General features: G+C 61.5%; 10 protein-coding genes. 8 read left to right on the plus strand and 2 right to left on the minus strand.

The genetic code is table 11. From position 1 onward, the window contains the following. Positions 1-1,965, plus strand: coding sequence for an HAD family hydrolase (locus QCE49_RS03905; protein ID WP_250456513.1), 1,965 nt, complete (start codon positions 1-3; stop codon positions 1,963-1,965). Positions 1,966-2,089: 124 nt separating this feature from the next. Continuing rightward, positions 2,090-3,901, plus strand: coding sequence for a GT99 family glycosyltransferase N-terminal domain-containing protein (locus QCE49_RS03910; RefSeq protein WP_250456512.1), 1,812 nt, complete (start codon positions 2,090-2,092; stop codon positions 3,899-3,901). A 41-nt stretch (positions 3,902-3,942) separates the two neighbouring features. Here the strand turns inward: QCE49_RS03910 and QCE49_RS03915 are convergent, their stop codons facing one another. Further along, complete coding sequence (locus QCE49_RS03915; RefSeq protein ID WP_008350739.1) at positions 3,943-4,125, minus strand: rubredoxin; 183 nt, start codon at positions 4,123-4,125, stop codon at positions 3,943-3,945. Positions 4,126-4,342: 217 nt separating this feature from the next. Between QCE49_RS03915 and QCE49_RS03920 the strand changes: the two genes are divergently transcribed. From QCE49_RS03920 to QCE49_RS03945, 6 genes are all read left to right on the plus strand, one after another. After that, complete coding sequence (locus QCE49_RS03920; protein WP_033536673.1) at positions 4,343-4,750, plus strand: DUF4399 domain-containing protein; 408 nt, start codon at positions 4,343-4,345, stop codon at positions 4,748-4,750. A gap of 202 nt (positions 4,751-4,952) precedes the next feature. Continuing rightward, positions 4,953-6,887: an ATP-binding cassette domain-containing protein gene (locus tag QCE49_RS03925; protein WP_250456511.1), complete on the plus strand. Its 1,935-nt coding sequence runs from the start codon at positions 4,953-4,955 to the stop codon at positions 6,885-6,887. 301 nt (positions 6,888-7,188) lie between these two features. Further along, positions 7,189-9,168, plus strand: a complete 1,980-nt coding sequence (locus QCE49_RS03930; protein WP_008350734.1) for a DNA topoisomerase IV subunit B — start codon at positions 7,189-7,191, stop codon at positions 9,166-9,168. 26 nt (positions 9,169-9,194) lie between these two features. Next, positions 9,195-11,513: a DNA topoisomerase IV subunit A gene (parC, locus tag QCE49_RS03935; RefSeq protein WP_008350732.1), complete on the plus strand. Its 2,319-nt coding sequence runs from the start codon at positions 9,195-9,197 to the stop codon at positions 11,511-11,513. Between the two features lie 115 nt (positions 11,514-11,628). Beyond that, complete coding sequence (locus QCE49_RS03940) at positions 11,629-11,805, plus strand: XRE family transcriptional regulator (protein WP_409017205.1); 177 nt, start codon at positions 11,629-11,631, stop codon at positions 11,803-11,805. A 204-nt stretch (positions 11,806-12,009) separates the two neighbouring features. Continuing rightward, positions 12,010-12,468: a CopD family protein gene (locus QCE49_RS03945; protein ID WP_008350729.1), complete on the plus strand. Its 459-nt coding sequence runs from the start codon at positions 12,010-12,012 to the stop codon at positions 12,466-12,468. A gap of 13 nt (positions 12,469-12,481) precedes the next feature. Here QCE49_RS03945 and QCE49_RS03950 read toward each other — a convergent pair whose 3' ends face one another. Beyond that, on the minus strand, positions 12,482-14,923 hold the full coding sequence (locus QCE49_RS03950) for an EAL domain-containing protein (protein WP_250456510.1): 2,442 nt from the start codon (positions 14,921-14,923) through the stop codon (positions 12,482-12,484). Positions 14,924-15,336 lie beyond the last annotated feature (413 nt).

Genomic DNA, 15,336 nt, shown 5'->3' on the forward strand with positions numbered 1-15,336 from the left:
ATGTGGCGCATAAACAAGAATTGCAGTTTTGAGGACGCAAAACGTCTGATCGACGAAGCAGGAATCGTGTCGTTCGACGTGTTCGATACGCTCATTCATCGTCTGGTTGCAAGACCTGCTGACGTTTTCGACTTGGTGGCGGCTCAATTGCGGCACGATGAGTACACTGAATTGGATTACGGGATGGTCGACTCGTTTCCGGCGAATCGACTTCTCGCGGAAATTCAGACGCGCGAGAAGTACTACAGGCTCCGCAACTCCTACGAAGTGACTTACGACGAGATCTATGAAGAGTTGGCATCGCAACTGGGAGCGGATCGCCTGGTTGACCGGTGCAAGGTGGTAGAACTCCAGGTGGAGCGGGCAATCGTCTGTTGCAACCCAGTCATGCGGGAGCTAGTGCAATACGCGCAAGCCATTGGCAAGCCCGTGGTGCTTTGCTCCGACATGTATCTCCCGTCGACGGTCATTCTCGAACTCATTCAGGCATGCGGATACGGAAAGATAGAACTGGTGGTGTCCTGCGAGGAGGGAGCCAGCAAGCACGAAGGCTCTCTTTTCGCGATCGCTGCAAAAAGGGCAGGCGGCACGACGCGGGGCATGCTGCACTTCGGTGACAACCTCCACGCGGATGTAGAAATGGCGAAGCGCGCTGGCGTGAAGGGCGTGCATTTCGATTATCTCGCCCGCATCGAGTCCGATTTCTTACGGAATCCGATAGTGTCGTCAGTGGACATGCCGCACACCGCCAGTCTCATCGCCGGCGGGACGCGGGCAGTACTTATGCAGAGAAAGCGCGAGGTGGCGGAGCCATGGTTCGACATCGGCGCACAGGTGTTTGGACCGTTGTTCCTCGGCTACTTCATCTGGATGATGCATCAGTTGAAGCTGGACAACGTTGACAAGGTTCTGTTCTTCGCGCGTGACAGTTACCTGTTCCATAAGCTGTATGAGCAGTACGCGGAGCAAATGGGTGTCAAAATTCCGAGCGAGTACGTTTACATTTCGCGCGCCGCCACGCTCCTGCCGAGCTTCGTCGATTTTCCGCCCGATCGTGTGTGGCATCTTTTCGGTGGAAAAACGGAGAGAACGGTCAAGCAGCATTTCAAACGTCTGGGGCTCGACGTTTCGCGTAATCGTGCCGCGATAAAGGCGGTCGGCTTCGCAAGCGAAGACGAGCGAGTAGTAGGCGGCGACATGCGAATGCACCGGCTGATCAGTATTCTTCTTTCGCAACTCATGGACGTCGCAGCCGAGCAGCGTGCGCTGGTATCTGCGTACTTGTCGAAGACAGTTATCGGATGCAAGAGAATCGCCGTGTCTGACATTGGCTGGGGAGGAAACATGCAAGGGGGCCTCTCACGTATCCTCCAGACGTCTCGAAGCGACTTCCGTACGTTTGGCTATTATTTCGGGACTTTCGAATCGGTGCGAATCAATCAGCTACCGAGTGACGCCTACTTCGGTTTCATGGTTCAGAACAGCGATCCCCGTCACGAAACGGAGCTTTTGCAAGCGGGGGGCGTCGAAATTCTGGAGTTTGCGACGGTAGCACCGCACGGCACGACATTGGGATACCGTCGTGAAGGAGACGAGATCGTTCCCATACTCGAGGAGAACAACGAAGACATCTCCGTGCAAAAGCTTGCGGCGGAGGTTCAAGCTGGCGCGCTCGAATATGTGCATACGGTCTTGCCGACGATCCTGGCTTTCGGCTACGAGAAATTCATCTCGCCGGCATGGGCGCAGCCGTTCAGCCGACTGGTCGAGCGTCCGAGCAAGAGCGAGGCGGCGTTATTCGGCGCGCTCACGCACTCGGATTCTGCAGGCGACACCAGCGCACGAACGAGCCTCGCCGAACGGCTTGACGTCAAAAATGGCCGGCCGAGCAACGAGGAAATCGCGCTCAGCAGAGCTCGCTCTTTCTGGAAGGCTGGTTTTGATGTATTGAATGCGCTAACTTAAAACAAGTAGCTGGATTGCTGAGAGGAAGAAGCGCCGCAAATGGCTCGCGCACGACGCGAGGACGCACTGCACGCTTCGTTTCAAGTCCCATCGAAAATAACGAAGCATCAGACCGGCAAATCGTATGACGCATTTCGTCCTGCTCGTTCCACTCGTCGCTCCGGTGGAAGGAACTGCTCATTACTATTGGGTAATCCTGAAATGGCTTCACGCGTTCAGAGCAAAGCAGTCGACCATTCTTTTACCGCGGTACTACTTGAATATCCAATCCGACCTTTCTCGTTGGGAACTGTCGGACTGGTCAAAGCAGTTTCACGAGTATAACGTGGGGAATTTGGATTCTGAAAGGGTCCGGCTGGTTTGCTATGAAGACGGTTTGACGGACTGGTCACTTGACAAAGCACCGCTTGAGCGGTTCATCTCTTACGTGACACGAGACTCTTCGGAATTGCATCGATATTTCGCAGACGCCTTTTCGCGCTTGAAAGCGCTGCATCAAGAAGTTGTCGCGGTCACATGGCTCAATTGTCCGTCAATGCGACGCGCGGCCCAAGAGTCCGGTTGCGCGCTTGTTTTCAATGAGATCGGACCACTGCGAAAACCGTATTACGCACAATGCGCCTATTGGGACACGAGCGGAGTCAACGGAGATACTGAAGTCGGCATCCGGTGGCAGCGCGAGAAAGCCGCATTTCGCGATTGGGTCGGCGATCGAGGTGACGCCGCGATTTCCGAGACTCTCGAATCGGTACTGATCTCGGATGCAGCGCGCGAGATGTATCGTTCTTCGGAAGACTCGCATACGATCGGCGTCGCGCTGCAGGTGGAAACGGACTCTAACGCGCTCGCCTTCAGCAAAGGATGGAACAATCTCTCGCTGCTCGAATTCGCGTCGAGATCAATGTCCGAACACACTCCGCTTGTCCGATATCATCCGAACGGAAAGGCGCTTTATCCCGGCAAGGTCGACCTGGGAAGCTCGCCATTGAAATTCCTTGGCGCGATTCAGGAATTATGGACCATCAATTCGAGCCTCGGGATCGAGGCGGTACTGTGGCGCAAAAAGGTTCGATTCTTCGGTAGCACCCCTATTCAGACTTTTTTCGACGAGTCCGGCGAGTCGTCACGGTTATTTCGGATATGGTTCTTCTTGACTTATTTGATACCGTATTCGCTGTTGTTTTCGTCTGAATACTACTTATGGCGGTTATCGAACCCTTCAGTTGCGGACATCGCAGAAAAGCACTTCGTTTCGTTTCAGAGTCAACGGCGCGGTGAACGGCTCGTGGACAAAAAGCCAGTTCCGGAAACTAGCGGCCGAACGCTGGAGGTTGATGCTCCAAATAAACTCCTTGATGAGCTCTTCAATCTGAGACGTCAGTGCGCTGAGCAAAATACCCGTATCTCACAACTGCAGACGTTCATTCTCGACCGTGATCGCTGGATAAGCGATAGGGACGGCTGGATCAAAGAGCGTGATCAGTGGATCGAGGAGCGAGACGCCAGAATTCGGGTGCTGGAAACCTGCGGCATCGAGCACAACGCAAGTTCGGAAAGACCGGATGGCCGAAGCGCTGCCGAGGAACTCGCGCTGAATGACCGCAACGTTGCGCTTGATCGGCTGTCGGCAGAAGCCGAAGTGTTACGGCTGGAGTTGGCGGAGTCGAAGGAAGCGCAGGAAATTGCAAAGCAAGAACACGAGCGTTTAAGGGAGGAATTTGCAAACATCAACGCGCAGAAAGCAACGGAAGTCGCGTTGCGCGAGAAAGCAGAAAGCGATGCGGTGATGTTGAGTAGCAGGCTGGCGGCGCTAGAATTGCGCCATGACCGACTGCTTCATGCCGCGCGCATCGTAGCGTCATATCTGCAAAGTAGATTGGTCACAACCAGATGGCGCACCCGCCACCTTGTCGCGATGCTAAAACTTTGCGATTGACAGGGCCTGCGCCGCGCCGCCAATTAGGCGCGGCGCCAGCATCAAAACTCGACGACGACGAAATCGGCCTTGCCCACGTCGCACAGCGGGCAGCGCCAGTCGGCGGGGATGTCGTCGAAACGGGTTCCGGCAGCGATGCCATCGTCCGGCAGACCTTCTTCCTCGTTGTAGATCCAGCCGCAAATCAGGCAGACCCAGCTTTTGAATTCGATGACTTCGCTCACGACAGACTCTTGATTCGAAAGAAATAAACGGACCGCGTGCGTTCGAAGACGATGCGCGGCGCAGCGAGCCGGCATCTTACCGTAATCGGCGCGATCGTTCCCCGATCGCCGTAGGCAGGATGGTCCCGATTCCGGCGTGCCGAAAGCCCGGTGTATGCTTTTCGAGGCTCCGGCGCCGACTCGCGCCATCGACCGGTTTCACAACGTGGAGAAAACGATGAAGAAAAAGCTCTTGGGCGCGATGCTGACGGGCGCGGTCCTGCTCACCCAGTACGCCGGCGCGGCGCATGCGCAGGCGCGCGTCTATTTCGTCGAACCGAAGGATGGCGCGACCGTCACGAGCCCCGTGCACGTCAGATTCGGCGTCGACGGCATGTCGGTCGCTCCGGCGGGCACGATGACCGATGGAACCGGCCATCACCACCTGCTGATCGATAGCAAGCCGCTGCCCAAAGGCACCGTGATCCCGGCGAACGACACGTCGCTGCACTTCGGCAAGGGCCAGACCGAAGCCGACGTGAAGCTGCCGCCCGGCGATCACACGCTGACAATGCAGTTCGGCGACGGCGCGCACCGCTCGTACGGCCCCGAAATGAGCCAGACGATCAAGGTGCACGTGCAGTAAGTTGTTTCGGCACGACGCGAGGAAAGGCCGCCACGGAGCGCATCCGGGCGGCCTTTCGCGCTTGCTGGCGCTGCGCGCCTCGTCCGTTCGGCCAATGGCGAATGGAGCGTGCGTGATCGCGCGCCGCGCCCGGTACAATGGCCGCTTCCATCGGTTGCTCGCGTGTTCGGCGCCGATTCTTCGCCATTCATCCGGTTTTCCCATGTCGCTTTATTCCATCTCGGACGCGCAGCTCGCGTTCGGCCACGTCGCATTGCTCGACCACGCCGACTTCTCGCTCGAAGCGGGCGAGCGTGTCGGACTGATCGGCCGCAACGGCGCGGGCAAGTCGTCGCTTCTCAAGATCGTCGCGGGGCTCGCCGCGCCCGACGACGGGCTCGTCACGCGTCAGAGCGAGCTCACGACCGTCTACGTGCCGCAGGAACCCGAGTTCGATCTCGACGCATCCGTGTTCGATGTCGTCGCCTCCGGCCTCACCGAAGCGCGCGCGTTGCTCGACGAGTACGACGCCGTCGCGCACGCGCTCGCCGATACGCCCGAAGGCGCGAAGCACGACGAGCTGCTCGCGCGCATGAACGCGCTGCAGTCGGCGCTCGATACCCGCGACGCGTGGAACTGGCGCACGCGCGTCGCGACGACACTCGCGCAGATCGGTCTCGATGGCGATGCCCGCGCAGGCGATCTGTCCGGCGGCATGAAAAAGCGCGTGGCGCTGGCGCGCGCGCTCGTCGTTCAGCCCGACGTGCTGCTGCTCGACGAGCCGACCAACCACCTCGACTTCGAAGGCATCCGCTGGCTGGAGGAACTGCTCGTCACGTTGCGCACGGGCCTGCTCTTCATCACGCACGATCGCGCGTTTCTGGATCGCGTGGCGACGCGCATCGTCGAACTGGATCGCGGTCGGTTGCTGTCGTATCCCGGCAATTTCAGCGCGTATCAGACGAGGAAGGCGCAACAGCTCGAAGTCGAGCAGATCGAACAGGCGAAGTTCGACAAGCTGCTCGCGCAGGAAGAAGTGTGGATCCGCAAAGGCGTCGAGGCGCGGCGCACGCGCAGCGTCGGACGCATCGCGCGGCTCGTCGAAATGCGCAAGGAACGCGCCGAGCGCCGCAACGTGCAGGGCAATGTCAGGCTCGATGTCGGGCAGGGCGAGAAGTCCGGCAAGATCGTCGCCGAACTGACCGATGTGACCAAACGCTACGGCGAACGCACGATCGTCGACCGGTTCACGGCAACTGTCATGCGCGGCGACAAGATCGGTCTCGTCGGCCCGAACGGCGCGGGCAAGACCACGCTGCTCAAGCTCATCCTCGGCGAACTGCAGCCCGACGAAGGCCGCGTGCGGACCGGCACCAACATTCAGGTCGCGTATTTCGATCAGATGCGCGCGCAACTCGATCTCGACAAATCGCTTGCCGACACCATCAGTCCCGGCAGCGAATGGGTCGAAGTGAACGGCGTGAAGAAGCATGTCATGAGCTATCTCGGCGACTTCCTGTTCGCGCCCGAACGCGCGCGCTCGCCGGTGCAGTCGCTGTCCGGCGGCGAGCGCAATCGCCTGCTGCTCGCGCGCCTTTTCGCGCGGCCGGCGAACGTGCTGGTGCTCGACGAGCCGACCAACGATCTCGACATCCCGACGCTCGAACTGCTCGAAGAACTGCTGGCGGATTACGACGGCACCGTGTTGCTCGTGAGCCACGACCGCGCGTTCCTCGACAACGTCGTGACGTCGGTGTTCGCCGCGGAAGGCGGCGGCAAGTGGCGCGAATATGTCGGCGGTTTCTCCGACTGGCAGGTTCAGCGCGAACGTTCGGAGCGCATTGCCGAAGAAGCGGCGCGTCAGACCGCGAAGGACACGCCGAAAGACGATGCGCCGAAAGATAGCGCCGCCGGCCGCAATGCGCAGCGCACGGTGAAGCTGTCGTTCAAGGAACAGCGCGAACTCGAAGCGCTGCCGGGGCGCATCGCCGAACTCGAAGACGAGCAGAAGGTTATCGGCGCGCAACTCGAAGACGGCTCGATCTTCGCGAAGGACGCGAAGGAAGGCGCGCGTCTTTCCGAGCGACACGCGGCGATCGAAGAGGAGTTGCTCGTCGCCCTCGAGCGCTGGGAAGAGCTCGAAGCGAAGCGCAAATAGCGGCTCGCGCCCGCTGTGCGTGTGCTGAACGCATGTACGCGAACGAAGCGCGTTTTATCGCGCCGAGGTGGGCGCGGCGGGCGAAAACCGCTATTCTCCTAGCGCGGCTCGGATCGGCGGGCGTTTTTTTGCCTCGCTTTCAACGCATCCGGCCAGGCACAACATCAAGCATTTGCCGGCAGATCGGGCGTCATGTCGTGACATTCCGTCAGGCGTTCGAGAGCCGGATCAACGTTCAACTATGTCCACGAAAAAATCCAGCGCAATGGCGACAGGCACTGAACGAGGCAAGCGCCAGGTCATGAACGCCAAGGCAGCCGGCTACAGCGAAGCATCGATCAAGGTGCTCAAGGGCCTGGAGCCGGTCAAGCAGCGGCCCGGCATGTACACGCGGACCGAGAATCCGCTGCACATCATTCAGGAGGTGATCGACAACGCCTCCGACGAAGCGCTCGGCGGCTTCGGCAAGCAAATCACCGTCACCGTGCATCAGGACAACTCCGTGACCGTCGAGGACGACGGCCGCGGCATTCCTTTCGGGCTGCATCCGGAAGAAGGCGTGCCGGTCGTCGAGATCGTCTATACGCGGCTGCATGCGGGCGGCAAGTTCGATAAGGCCGCGGGCGGCGCCTATACGTTCTCGGGCGGTCTGCACGGCGTCGGCGTCTCGGTGACGAACGCGCTCGCAACCCGTCTCGAAGTCACCGTCTGGCGCGACAACAAGGTCGCGCAGCTTGCGTTTTCCAATGGCGACGTCATCGAAGAACTGACGACGCGCCCAGCCGAACGCGGCGCGAAGAAGAGCGGCACGCGCGTGCGTGCATGGCCGAATCCGAAGTATTTCGACTCGCCGAATCTGCCGCTCGGCGAATTGCAGCGCCTCCTGCGTTCGAAAGCCGTGCTGTTGCCGGGTGTCGAAGTGGTGCTCGTCATCGAGAAAACGGGCGAGCGTCAGACGTGGAAATACGAAGACGGTCTGCGCGGTTATCTGCTCGAAGGCATGGGCGGCAGCGAACTGCTGATTCCGTTGTTCGAAGGCGAACGCTACGCGGAAAGCTCGAAGAACACCGAGGAAACGTTCGCGGAAGGCGAGGGCGCGTCGTGGGTCGTCGCGTGGACCGAGGAAGGCCCGCTGCTGCGCGAATCGTATGTCAACCTCATTCCGACGCCCGCGGGCGGCACGCATGAATCCGGTTTGCGCGACGGTCTCTTTCAGGCGGTGAAGAACTTCGTCGAGATTCACAATCTCCAGCCGAAGGGCGTCAAGCTGCTCGCGGAAGACGTGTTCGCGCGCGTGTCGTTCGTGCTGTCGGCGAAGGTGCTCGATCCGCAGTTCCAGGGGCAGATCAAGGAACGCCTCAATAGCCGCGATGCCGTGAAGCTCGTGTCGTCGTTCTCGCGGCCGGCGCTGGAGTTGTGGCTGAATCAGCACGTCGAATACGGCAAGAAGCTCGCGGAGCTCGTGATTCGCCAGGCGCAGGCGCGCACGCGCGCGGGCCAGAAGATCGAGAAGAAGAAGAGTTCGGGCGTCGCCGTGTTGCCGGGCAAGCTCACCGATTGCGAATCGACGGATATCTCCCGCAACGAACTCTTTCTCGTCGAGGGCGATTCGGCGGGCGGCTCCGCGAAAATGGGCCGCGACAAGGAGTTCCAGGCGATTCTCCCGTTGCGCGGCAAGGTGCTGAATACGTGGGAAACGGAACGCGACCGGCTCTTCGCGAACAACGAAGTGCATGACATCGCGGTGGCGATCGGCGTCGATCCGCACGGTCCCGACGATCAGATCGATCTGTCGAATCTGCGCTACGGCAAGATCTGCATTCTCTCCGATGCGGACGTCGACGGCGCGCACATTCAGGTTCTGCTGCTCACGCTCTTCTTCAAGCATTTCCCGCAACTGATCGAGCGCGGCCATGTGTGCGTCGCGCGTCCGCCGTTGTTCCGAGTCGATGCGCCCGCGCGCGGCAAGAAGCCCGCGCAGAAGCTCTACGCGCTCGACGAAGGCGAACTCGAAGCGATCCTCGACAAGCTGCGCAAGGACGGCGTGCGCGAAACGGCGTGGACCATCAGCCGCTTCAAGGGCCTCGGCGAAATGAGCGCCGAACAGCTCTGGGACACGACGATGAACCCGGACACGCGCCGTCTTCTGCCGGTCGCGCTCGGCGATCTCGGCTTCGATCTCACCGTTTCGCGCATGACGATGCTGATGGGCAAGGGTGAAGCGGCCTCGCGCCGAAGCTGGCTCGAAGAAAAGGGCAACGAAGTCGAAGCGGACATCTGACGCGAACGCATTAACACGGACATTCGATGGGAATCACAGACGATCTCTTCGCCGAACAGACTGCACCGGACGGCGAACAACTGACGCTCGGCGATTACGCCGAACGTGCTTATCTCGACTACGCGGTGAGCGTGGTGAAGGGCCGCGCGCTGCCCGACGTGTGCGATGGACAGAAGCCCGTGCAGCGCCGCATTCTCTACGCGATGAGCGAGATGGGCCTCGCGGCCAACGCCAAGCCGGTGAAGTCGGCGCGCGTGGTCGGCGACGTGCTGGGTAAATATCACCCGCACGGCGATCAATCGGCGTACGACGCGCTGGTGCGTCTCGCGCAGGACTTTTCGATGCGCTATCCGCTCATCGACGGTCAGGGCAATTTCGGCTCGCGCGACGGCGACGGCGCAGCGGCCATGCGATACACCGAAGCGCGTCTGACGCCGATCGCGCGTTTGCTGCTCGATGAAATCGATCAGGGCACGGTCGATTTCATGCCGAACTACGACGGCTCGTTCGAAGAGCCGAAGCTATTGCCCGCGCGCTTGCCGTTCCTGTTGCTGAACGGCGCATCGGGCATCGCGGTCGGGCTGGCGACGGAAATTCCGTCGCACAATCTGCGCGAAGTCGCGCAAGCCGCTGTCGCGATGATCCGCGATCCGAAGATCGGCCACGCGGGCTTGATGGAGAAACTGCCCGGACCGGATTTCCCCGGCGGCGGGCAAATCATTTCATCGCCGACGGAAATCTCGACGGCCTACGAAACCGGACGCGGCAGCCTGAAGGTGCGTGCGCGCTGGAAGATCGAGGATCTCGCGCGCGGCCAGTGGCAGGTCGTCATCACGGAATTGCCGCCGGGCGTGTCGAGCCAGAAAGTGCTCGAGGAAATCGAGGAACTCACGAATCCGAAGATCAAGCTCGGCAAGAAGACGCTCACGCCCGAGCAGGTGCAGACCAAGCAGTCGATGCTCGCGCTGCTCGACGCCGTGCGCGACGAGTCGGGCAAGGACGCGCCCGTGCGGCTCGTGTTCGAGCCGAAGTCGAGCCGTATCGATCAGACCGAGTTCGTCAACACGCTGCTCGCGTACACGAGCCTCGAATCGAACGCGTCGATCAACCTCGTGATGATCGGCTCGGATGGCCGGCCGCGTCAGAAGGGCATCGTCGAGATCCTGCACGAGTGGATCGGCTTTCGCTTCGTCACGGTGACGCGGCGCACGCAGCATCGTTTGGGCAAGGTCAACGACCGCATCCATATTCTCGAAGGACGAATGATCGTCTTCCTGAATATCGATGAAGTCATCCGCATCATCCGCGAGTCGGAGGAACCGAAGCAGGCGCTGATCGCGCGCTTCAATCTCTCCGACCGGCAGGCCGAGGACATTCTCGAGATTCGTCTGCGTCAGTTGGCGCGGCTGGAGGCGATCAAGATCGAACAAGAGTTGTCCGACTTGCGCGACGAAAAGACGAAGCTCGAAGAACTGCTCAACAGCGACGCCGCGATGAAGCGCGTGCTGATCAAGGAAATCGAAGCGGACGCGAAGCAGTACGGCGACGATCGCCGCACGCTGATTCAGCAGGAGAAGCGCGCGACGTTCGAGGCGCGTGTCGTCGACGAACCGGTGACGGTGGTCGTGTCGCAGAAGGGCTGGGTGCGCGCGCTGAAGGGCCACGGGCTCGATCCGGCGGGCTTCACGTTCAAGCAGGGCGACGGGCTGTACGCCGCGTTCCAGGCGCGCACGCCGGATTCGCTCGTCGCGTGGGGCAGCAAGGGTCGCGTGTATTCGGTGCCGGTTTCGGCGTTGCCGGGCGGACGCGGCGATGGCGTGCCGGTGACGTCGCTGATCGAGCTCGAATCGGGCACGCATCTGCTGCATTACTTCGCGGCGAATGCTGAACAACAACTGCTGCTGGCATCGAGCAACGGCTTCGGCTTCATCGCGAAGCTCGGCGACATGGTGAGCCGCCAGAAGGCCGGCAAGGCGTTCATGACGATCGATGAAGGCGCGGCACCGCTCGCGCCGATGCCCGTCATTCCGGGCGCGATCTATGTCGCGTGCTTGTCGAGCGCGGGCAAACTGCTCGTCTTCGGCATGGACGAGATGAAGACGTTGTCGGGCGGGGGGCGCGGCGTCATTCTGATGGGCCTCGATCCGAAGGAAACGCTGCGCCAGGCGCTCGCCATCGATGCGCGCGGCGTGATGATGATCGGCACCGGGCGCGGCGGGAAGGTGAGGGACGAGAAGCTCAGCGGATCGCAGTTGCAACTGCATCTCGGCAAGCGATCGAGAAAGGGAAGGGCGCCGGATTCGTCGTTGAAGGTGACGGAGCTGCGGCCGGTGTTCGAGGGGTGATGTTTCAGTGGGGCGCCGCGCGCGCTCCATGACAGCATGAAGCCCGCTCAGTGCGGGCTTTTTATCGTCTGTCGTTCGCGAGATTCAGACATTAATCATTTCAACGCTTCTTGGCATCAGTCAGCCCACGCTCTCGCAGCTGATGCGTGGCCAGTTTCGCGGGGTCAGCGAGGCGAAGTTGCTCGAACTGCTCGCGCGCCTTGGTCGCAATGTGCAGATCGTCGTCGGTCCACCGCGGCGCTCGGCGAAGCCGGGGCGGGAAAGCTGCCCGGCGGCCGATATCCGTCACTAAGGCAAGCCTCGGACTGGCATGGGGCATCGGCAAGACATATCCCATTCGCGCGATCCTTAGGGTCACGAATAATCTGATTCTTTCGCGTGCCACGCTGTCATCGTCGAACAAAATCGGCCGGGCGGGGAACTCCACACTCCGCGCGTATTCCTATGCCTTGTGCCTGCACGTACTCAACAACTCAAATCAGCCCCGGAATTCACAATGAACAAAGCCATCGAAGCGGCGCTCTTTCTGCATTTGCTCGGCGTCGCCGTTTGGATAGGCGGAATGATCTTCGCGCATTTCTGCCTGCGTCCCGCGCTCGGCGATCTCACGCCGCAACTGCGTCTTCCGCTTTGGGAGTCGGTATTCGCGCGCTTCTTCAACTGGGTGGGCGCCTCGGTGATCGTCATCCTGCTCACCGGCGGTTTCCTGCTCATGCAATTCGGCGGCGGTCATGCGGCGTGGCCGCTGCACGCGATGGCCGGTCTCGGCATCGTGATGATGCTGATCTTCGGTCACATCCGCTTCGCCGTTTTTCCGCGCATCCGCCGCGCGGTGCAGGCGCAGAACTGGCCCGATGGCGCGAGGGCGGTCGGCACCGTGAGAAGGCTCGTCGTGATCAATCTCGTGCTGGGCGTCGTGACGATCGGCACGGCGGTTCTTTCGCGCGGCTTCTGATTCGACCCGTCGCTTAAACGCCGCGCTCGTCGCTGAGCGCGGTGCTCGATTCGTGGCCGGCGTCCTTGCGCGATCGCGGGGCGTGTCCGCGCGGCCATCCGCATACGCCGAAACGGTCGAGCAGCGCCTGCACGCCATCCGCCGGCACCGGGCGAGAGAACAGGAAGCCTTGCGCTTCCACCGGCCCGAGCGCGGCGAGCCACGCAATCTGCTCCTCGCGCTCCGTGCCTTCGACAATCACCGTCAACCCGAGCGAGCGCGCCAGATTGACGATCGCCGACACCATCACGCAGACGCTGCGATCTTCCGGAATCGCCTGGATGAACGAGCGATCCACCTTCAGCGTATCGACCGAAAAGCGGTTCAGATACGACAGCGACGAATATCCCGTGCCGAAGTCGTCGAGTGCGATACGCACGCCCAGCCGCTTCAGCGCGACGATCTTCTCCTGCACGAGCTCCGGATACTCGACCATCACGGTCTCGGTGATTTCGAGCTCCAGCTTGTCGGGCGGAATGCCGCTCGCCTCGATCGCGCGCGCGACCGTCTCCAGCAAATCGCCGCGCCAGAACTGCACGGCCGAAATGTTCACGGCGAGCGACAGTCCCGTATACCCGTCGCGCTGCCATTGCGCGAGCTCCATGCACGCGGTGTGAATCACGAAATCGCCGACCGCGACGATCAGTCCTGTCGATTCCGCCACCGGAATGAACTCGTTCGCCGGAATGAGCCCGTGCTGCGGATGATTCCAGCGCACGAGCGCCTCGAAACCGGTGATGCAGCGGCGCGTCAGATCGATCTTCGGCTGATAGACGAGGAAAAGCTGCTGCTCCGTCAACGCGACGCGCAGTTGCTGCTCCCACTTCATCAAATGGTCCGCGCGATGCGACAACTGCGGCGAATAGAACTGATAGCAGTTCCGGCCCGCGTCCTTCGCGCTGTACATCGCGAGATCGGCCTTCTTCAGCAGATCGATTTCGCTCTCGTTCGACACGGAGAAGAGCGCGATGCCGATGCTCGCATGCAGCACGAACGCGCTGCCGCGCACGTCGAAGGGCGTGGCGAACATCGTCGAGATGTCGTCGGCGAGCGTGACGGCGCGTTGCTCGACGTCGTCGCCCTTCACGACGACCACGAACTCGTCGCCGCCGATGCGCGACAGCGTGCCGCTTTGCCCGACCGTTTCGGCGAGCCGCGACGCGGTCATCTGCAGGACGATGTCGCCGGCGTTGTGGCCGAGCGTGTCGTTGACGGTCTTGAAGTTGTCGAGATCGATGAAGAGCAGCGCCAGGCGCCCGATGTTTTCCGGCTGCGCCACGTCGAGCCTGAGCGCGCGCAGCGTCGAATACCGGTTGCGCAGGCCGGTGAGCAGGTCGTATTCGACGAGATGCGTCATCTCGCGCTCGCGCCCGAGCAGCTTGCCGATGAGGCCCGTCGCGACCGCGAAGAAGCCGAGCATCGCGAGCGAAATGAAGCTCGCCATCAGCAGATAGACATTGCGCGTGTGGTTGTAGTCGACCATCTCCTCGCGCTCGGACAGGCCGACGAGCACGCCGAGCGGATAGCCGTCGATATGCCGGTACGACACGATGCGCTTCACGTGATCGATCGGATCGACGTAGATGCCCGACGCGTGATCGGTCGTCGGATACACGCCGGTCGCGCTGAACGCGGCGTGCGAGCGATCGGCCGGGCCGCTGCGCGCGCTGCCTTTCGCCGGGGCGCCCGCGGCGGCATTCGCGGCGGCGCTCTCGGCCAGGCTGCCGCCCGTGCTGCGCGCGAGCACGGAGCCGTTGTCCGACACGACCGCGATCACGCCTTCGTGCCCGATCGACGCGACGTTGTAGAAGTCGTTCGTGAAATACGCCGGGTCTTCCGACACGACCACGACGCCCGCGAACGAGCCGTCCGGATGATTGAGCCGCCGCGTGATCTGCAGCGTCCAGAGCCCGGATACCCGCCCGCGCACCGGGCGGCTGATGTAGAGCAGATCGTCGTTCGAATGCGCGTGGACCTTGAAGTGTTCGCGGTCGGAGAGATCGATCGGTTTCGGATGCGGATCGGATGTATTGGCGATCAGCGTCCCGTATTCGTCGATCAGCGAAACCTGCACGAGCGTGTCGCTTTGCACGACGCCTTTTTCGACGGTGGCGATCAGATCGAAGTTGTCGGGCGACTTCTCGTACTCGTATTTGACGAAGCGCGTGATCTGGTCGACCTGGTGAATCGCCTTGATGGTGTGCTGTTCGAGCGCCGACGAAAGAATGGCGGCGGACGACATCGACTCATGCGTAGTCGCTTCGCGCTCGACCGACAGCCGGGCGAAGATCACCGCCCACAGCAGCACCAGCACGAAGGTGCCGAGCACGGGAATCGCGAGAAGCGCGCGCCGACGCCGCGCCGACGGCGCGCCGAGGACGGTGTCGGAAAAGGCGTGGGAGCGCGTGCGCTTCATGGGGTGTCCGTCGGCGCTCTGTCGCGTGGCGCCTTGCGTGCTGCGGACTGCGCGAGGTGGATGAAGCGATGCATGTTCTGAGGCGTTCGACCGAAACGAGTGAATATACCGCGCGCGGCGCGCAGCGGATGATCGGCGGATATTTTCTCCGAGACCCGATCCACATCTCGATCCACCTCAGGTCCGCGCGCGACGGCCGTTCGGCGAGCCGTTTGCCGCTGCAGCGCCCGAAGCCCGGCATGAGCGAGACGGCGAGCATCCGGTGTCGTCGAGTGCATACGTTTGCGCTGCGGCGCGAGCGGCTCACCCTCACGACGCCTGTCGCCCGCCGATGTGAACCGCCATTGCGTTCCGATCCCCGATTGTTCAGATATTAACGAAGCCGCCGGGATTAAGAAAGGGGCCGCGCTTGG

It is taken from the genome of Caballeronia sp. LZ008 (assembly GCF_031451435.1).
In the GTDB taxonomy this organism is placed as follows: Bacteria; Pseudomonadota; Gammaproteobacteria; order Burkholderiales; family Burkholderiaceae; genus Caballeronia; species Caballeronia zhejiangensis.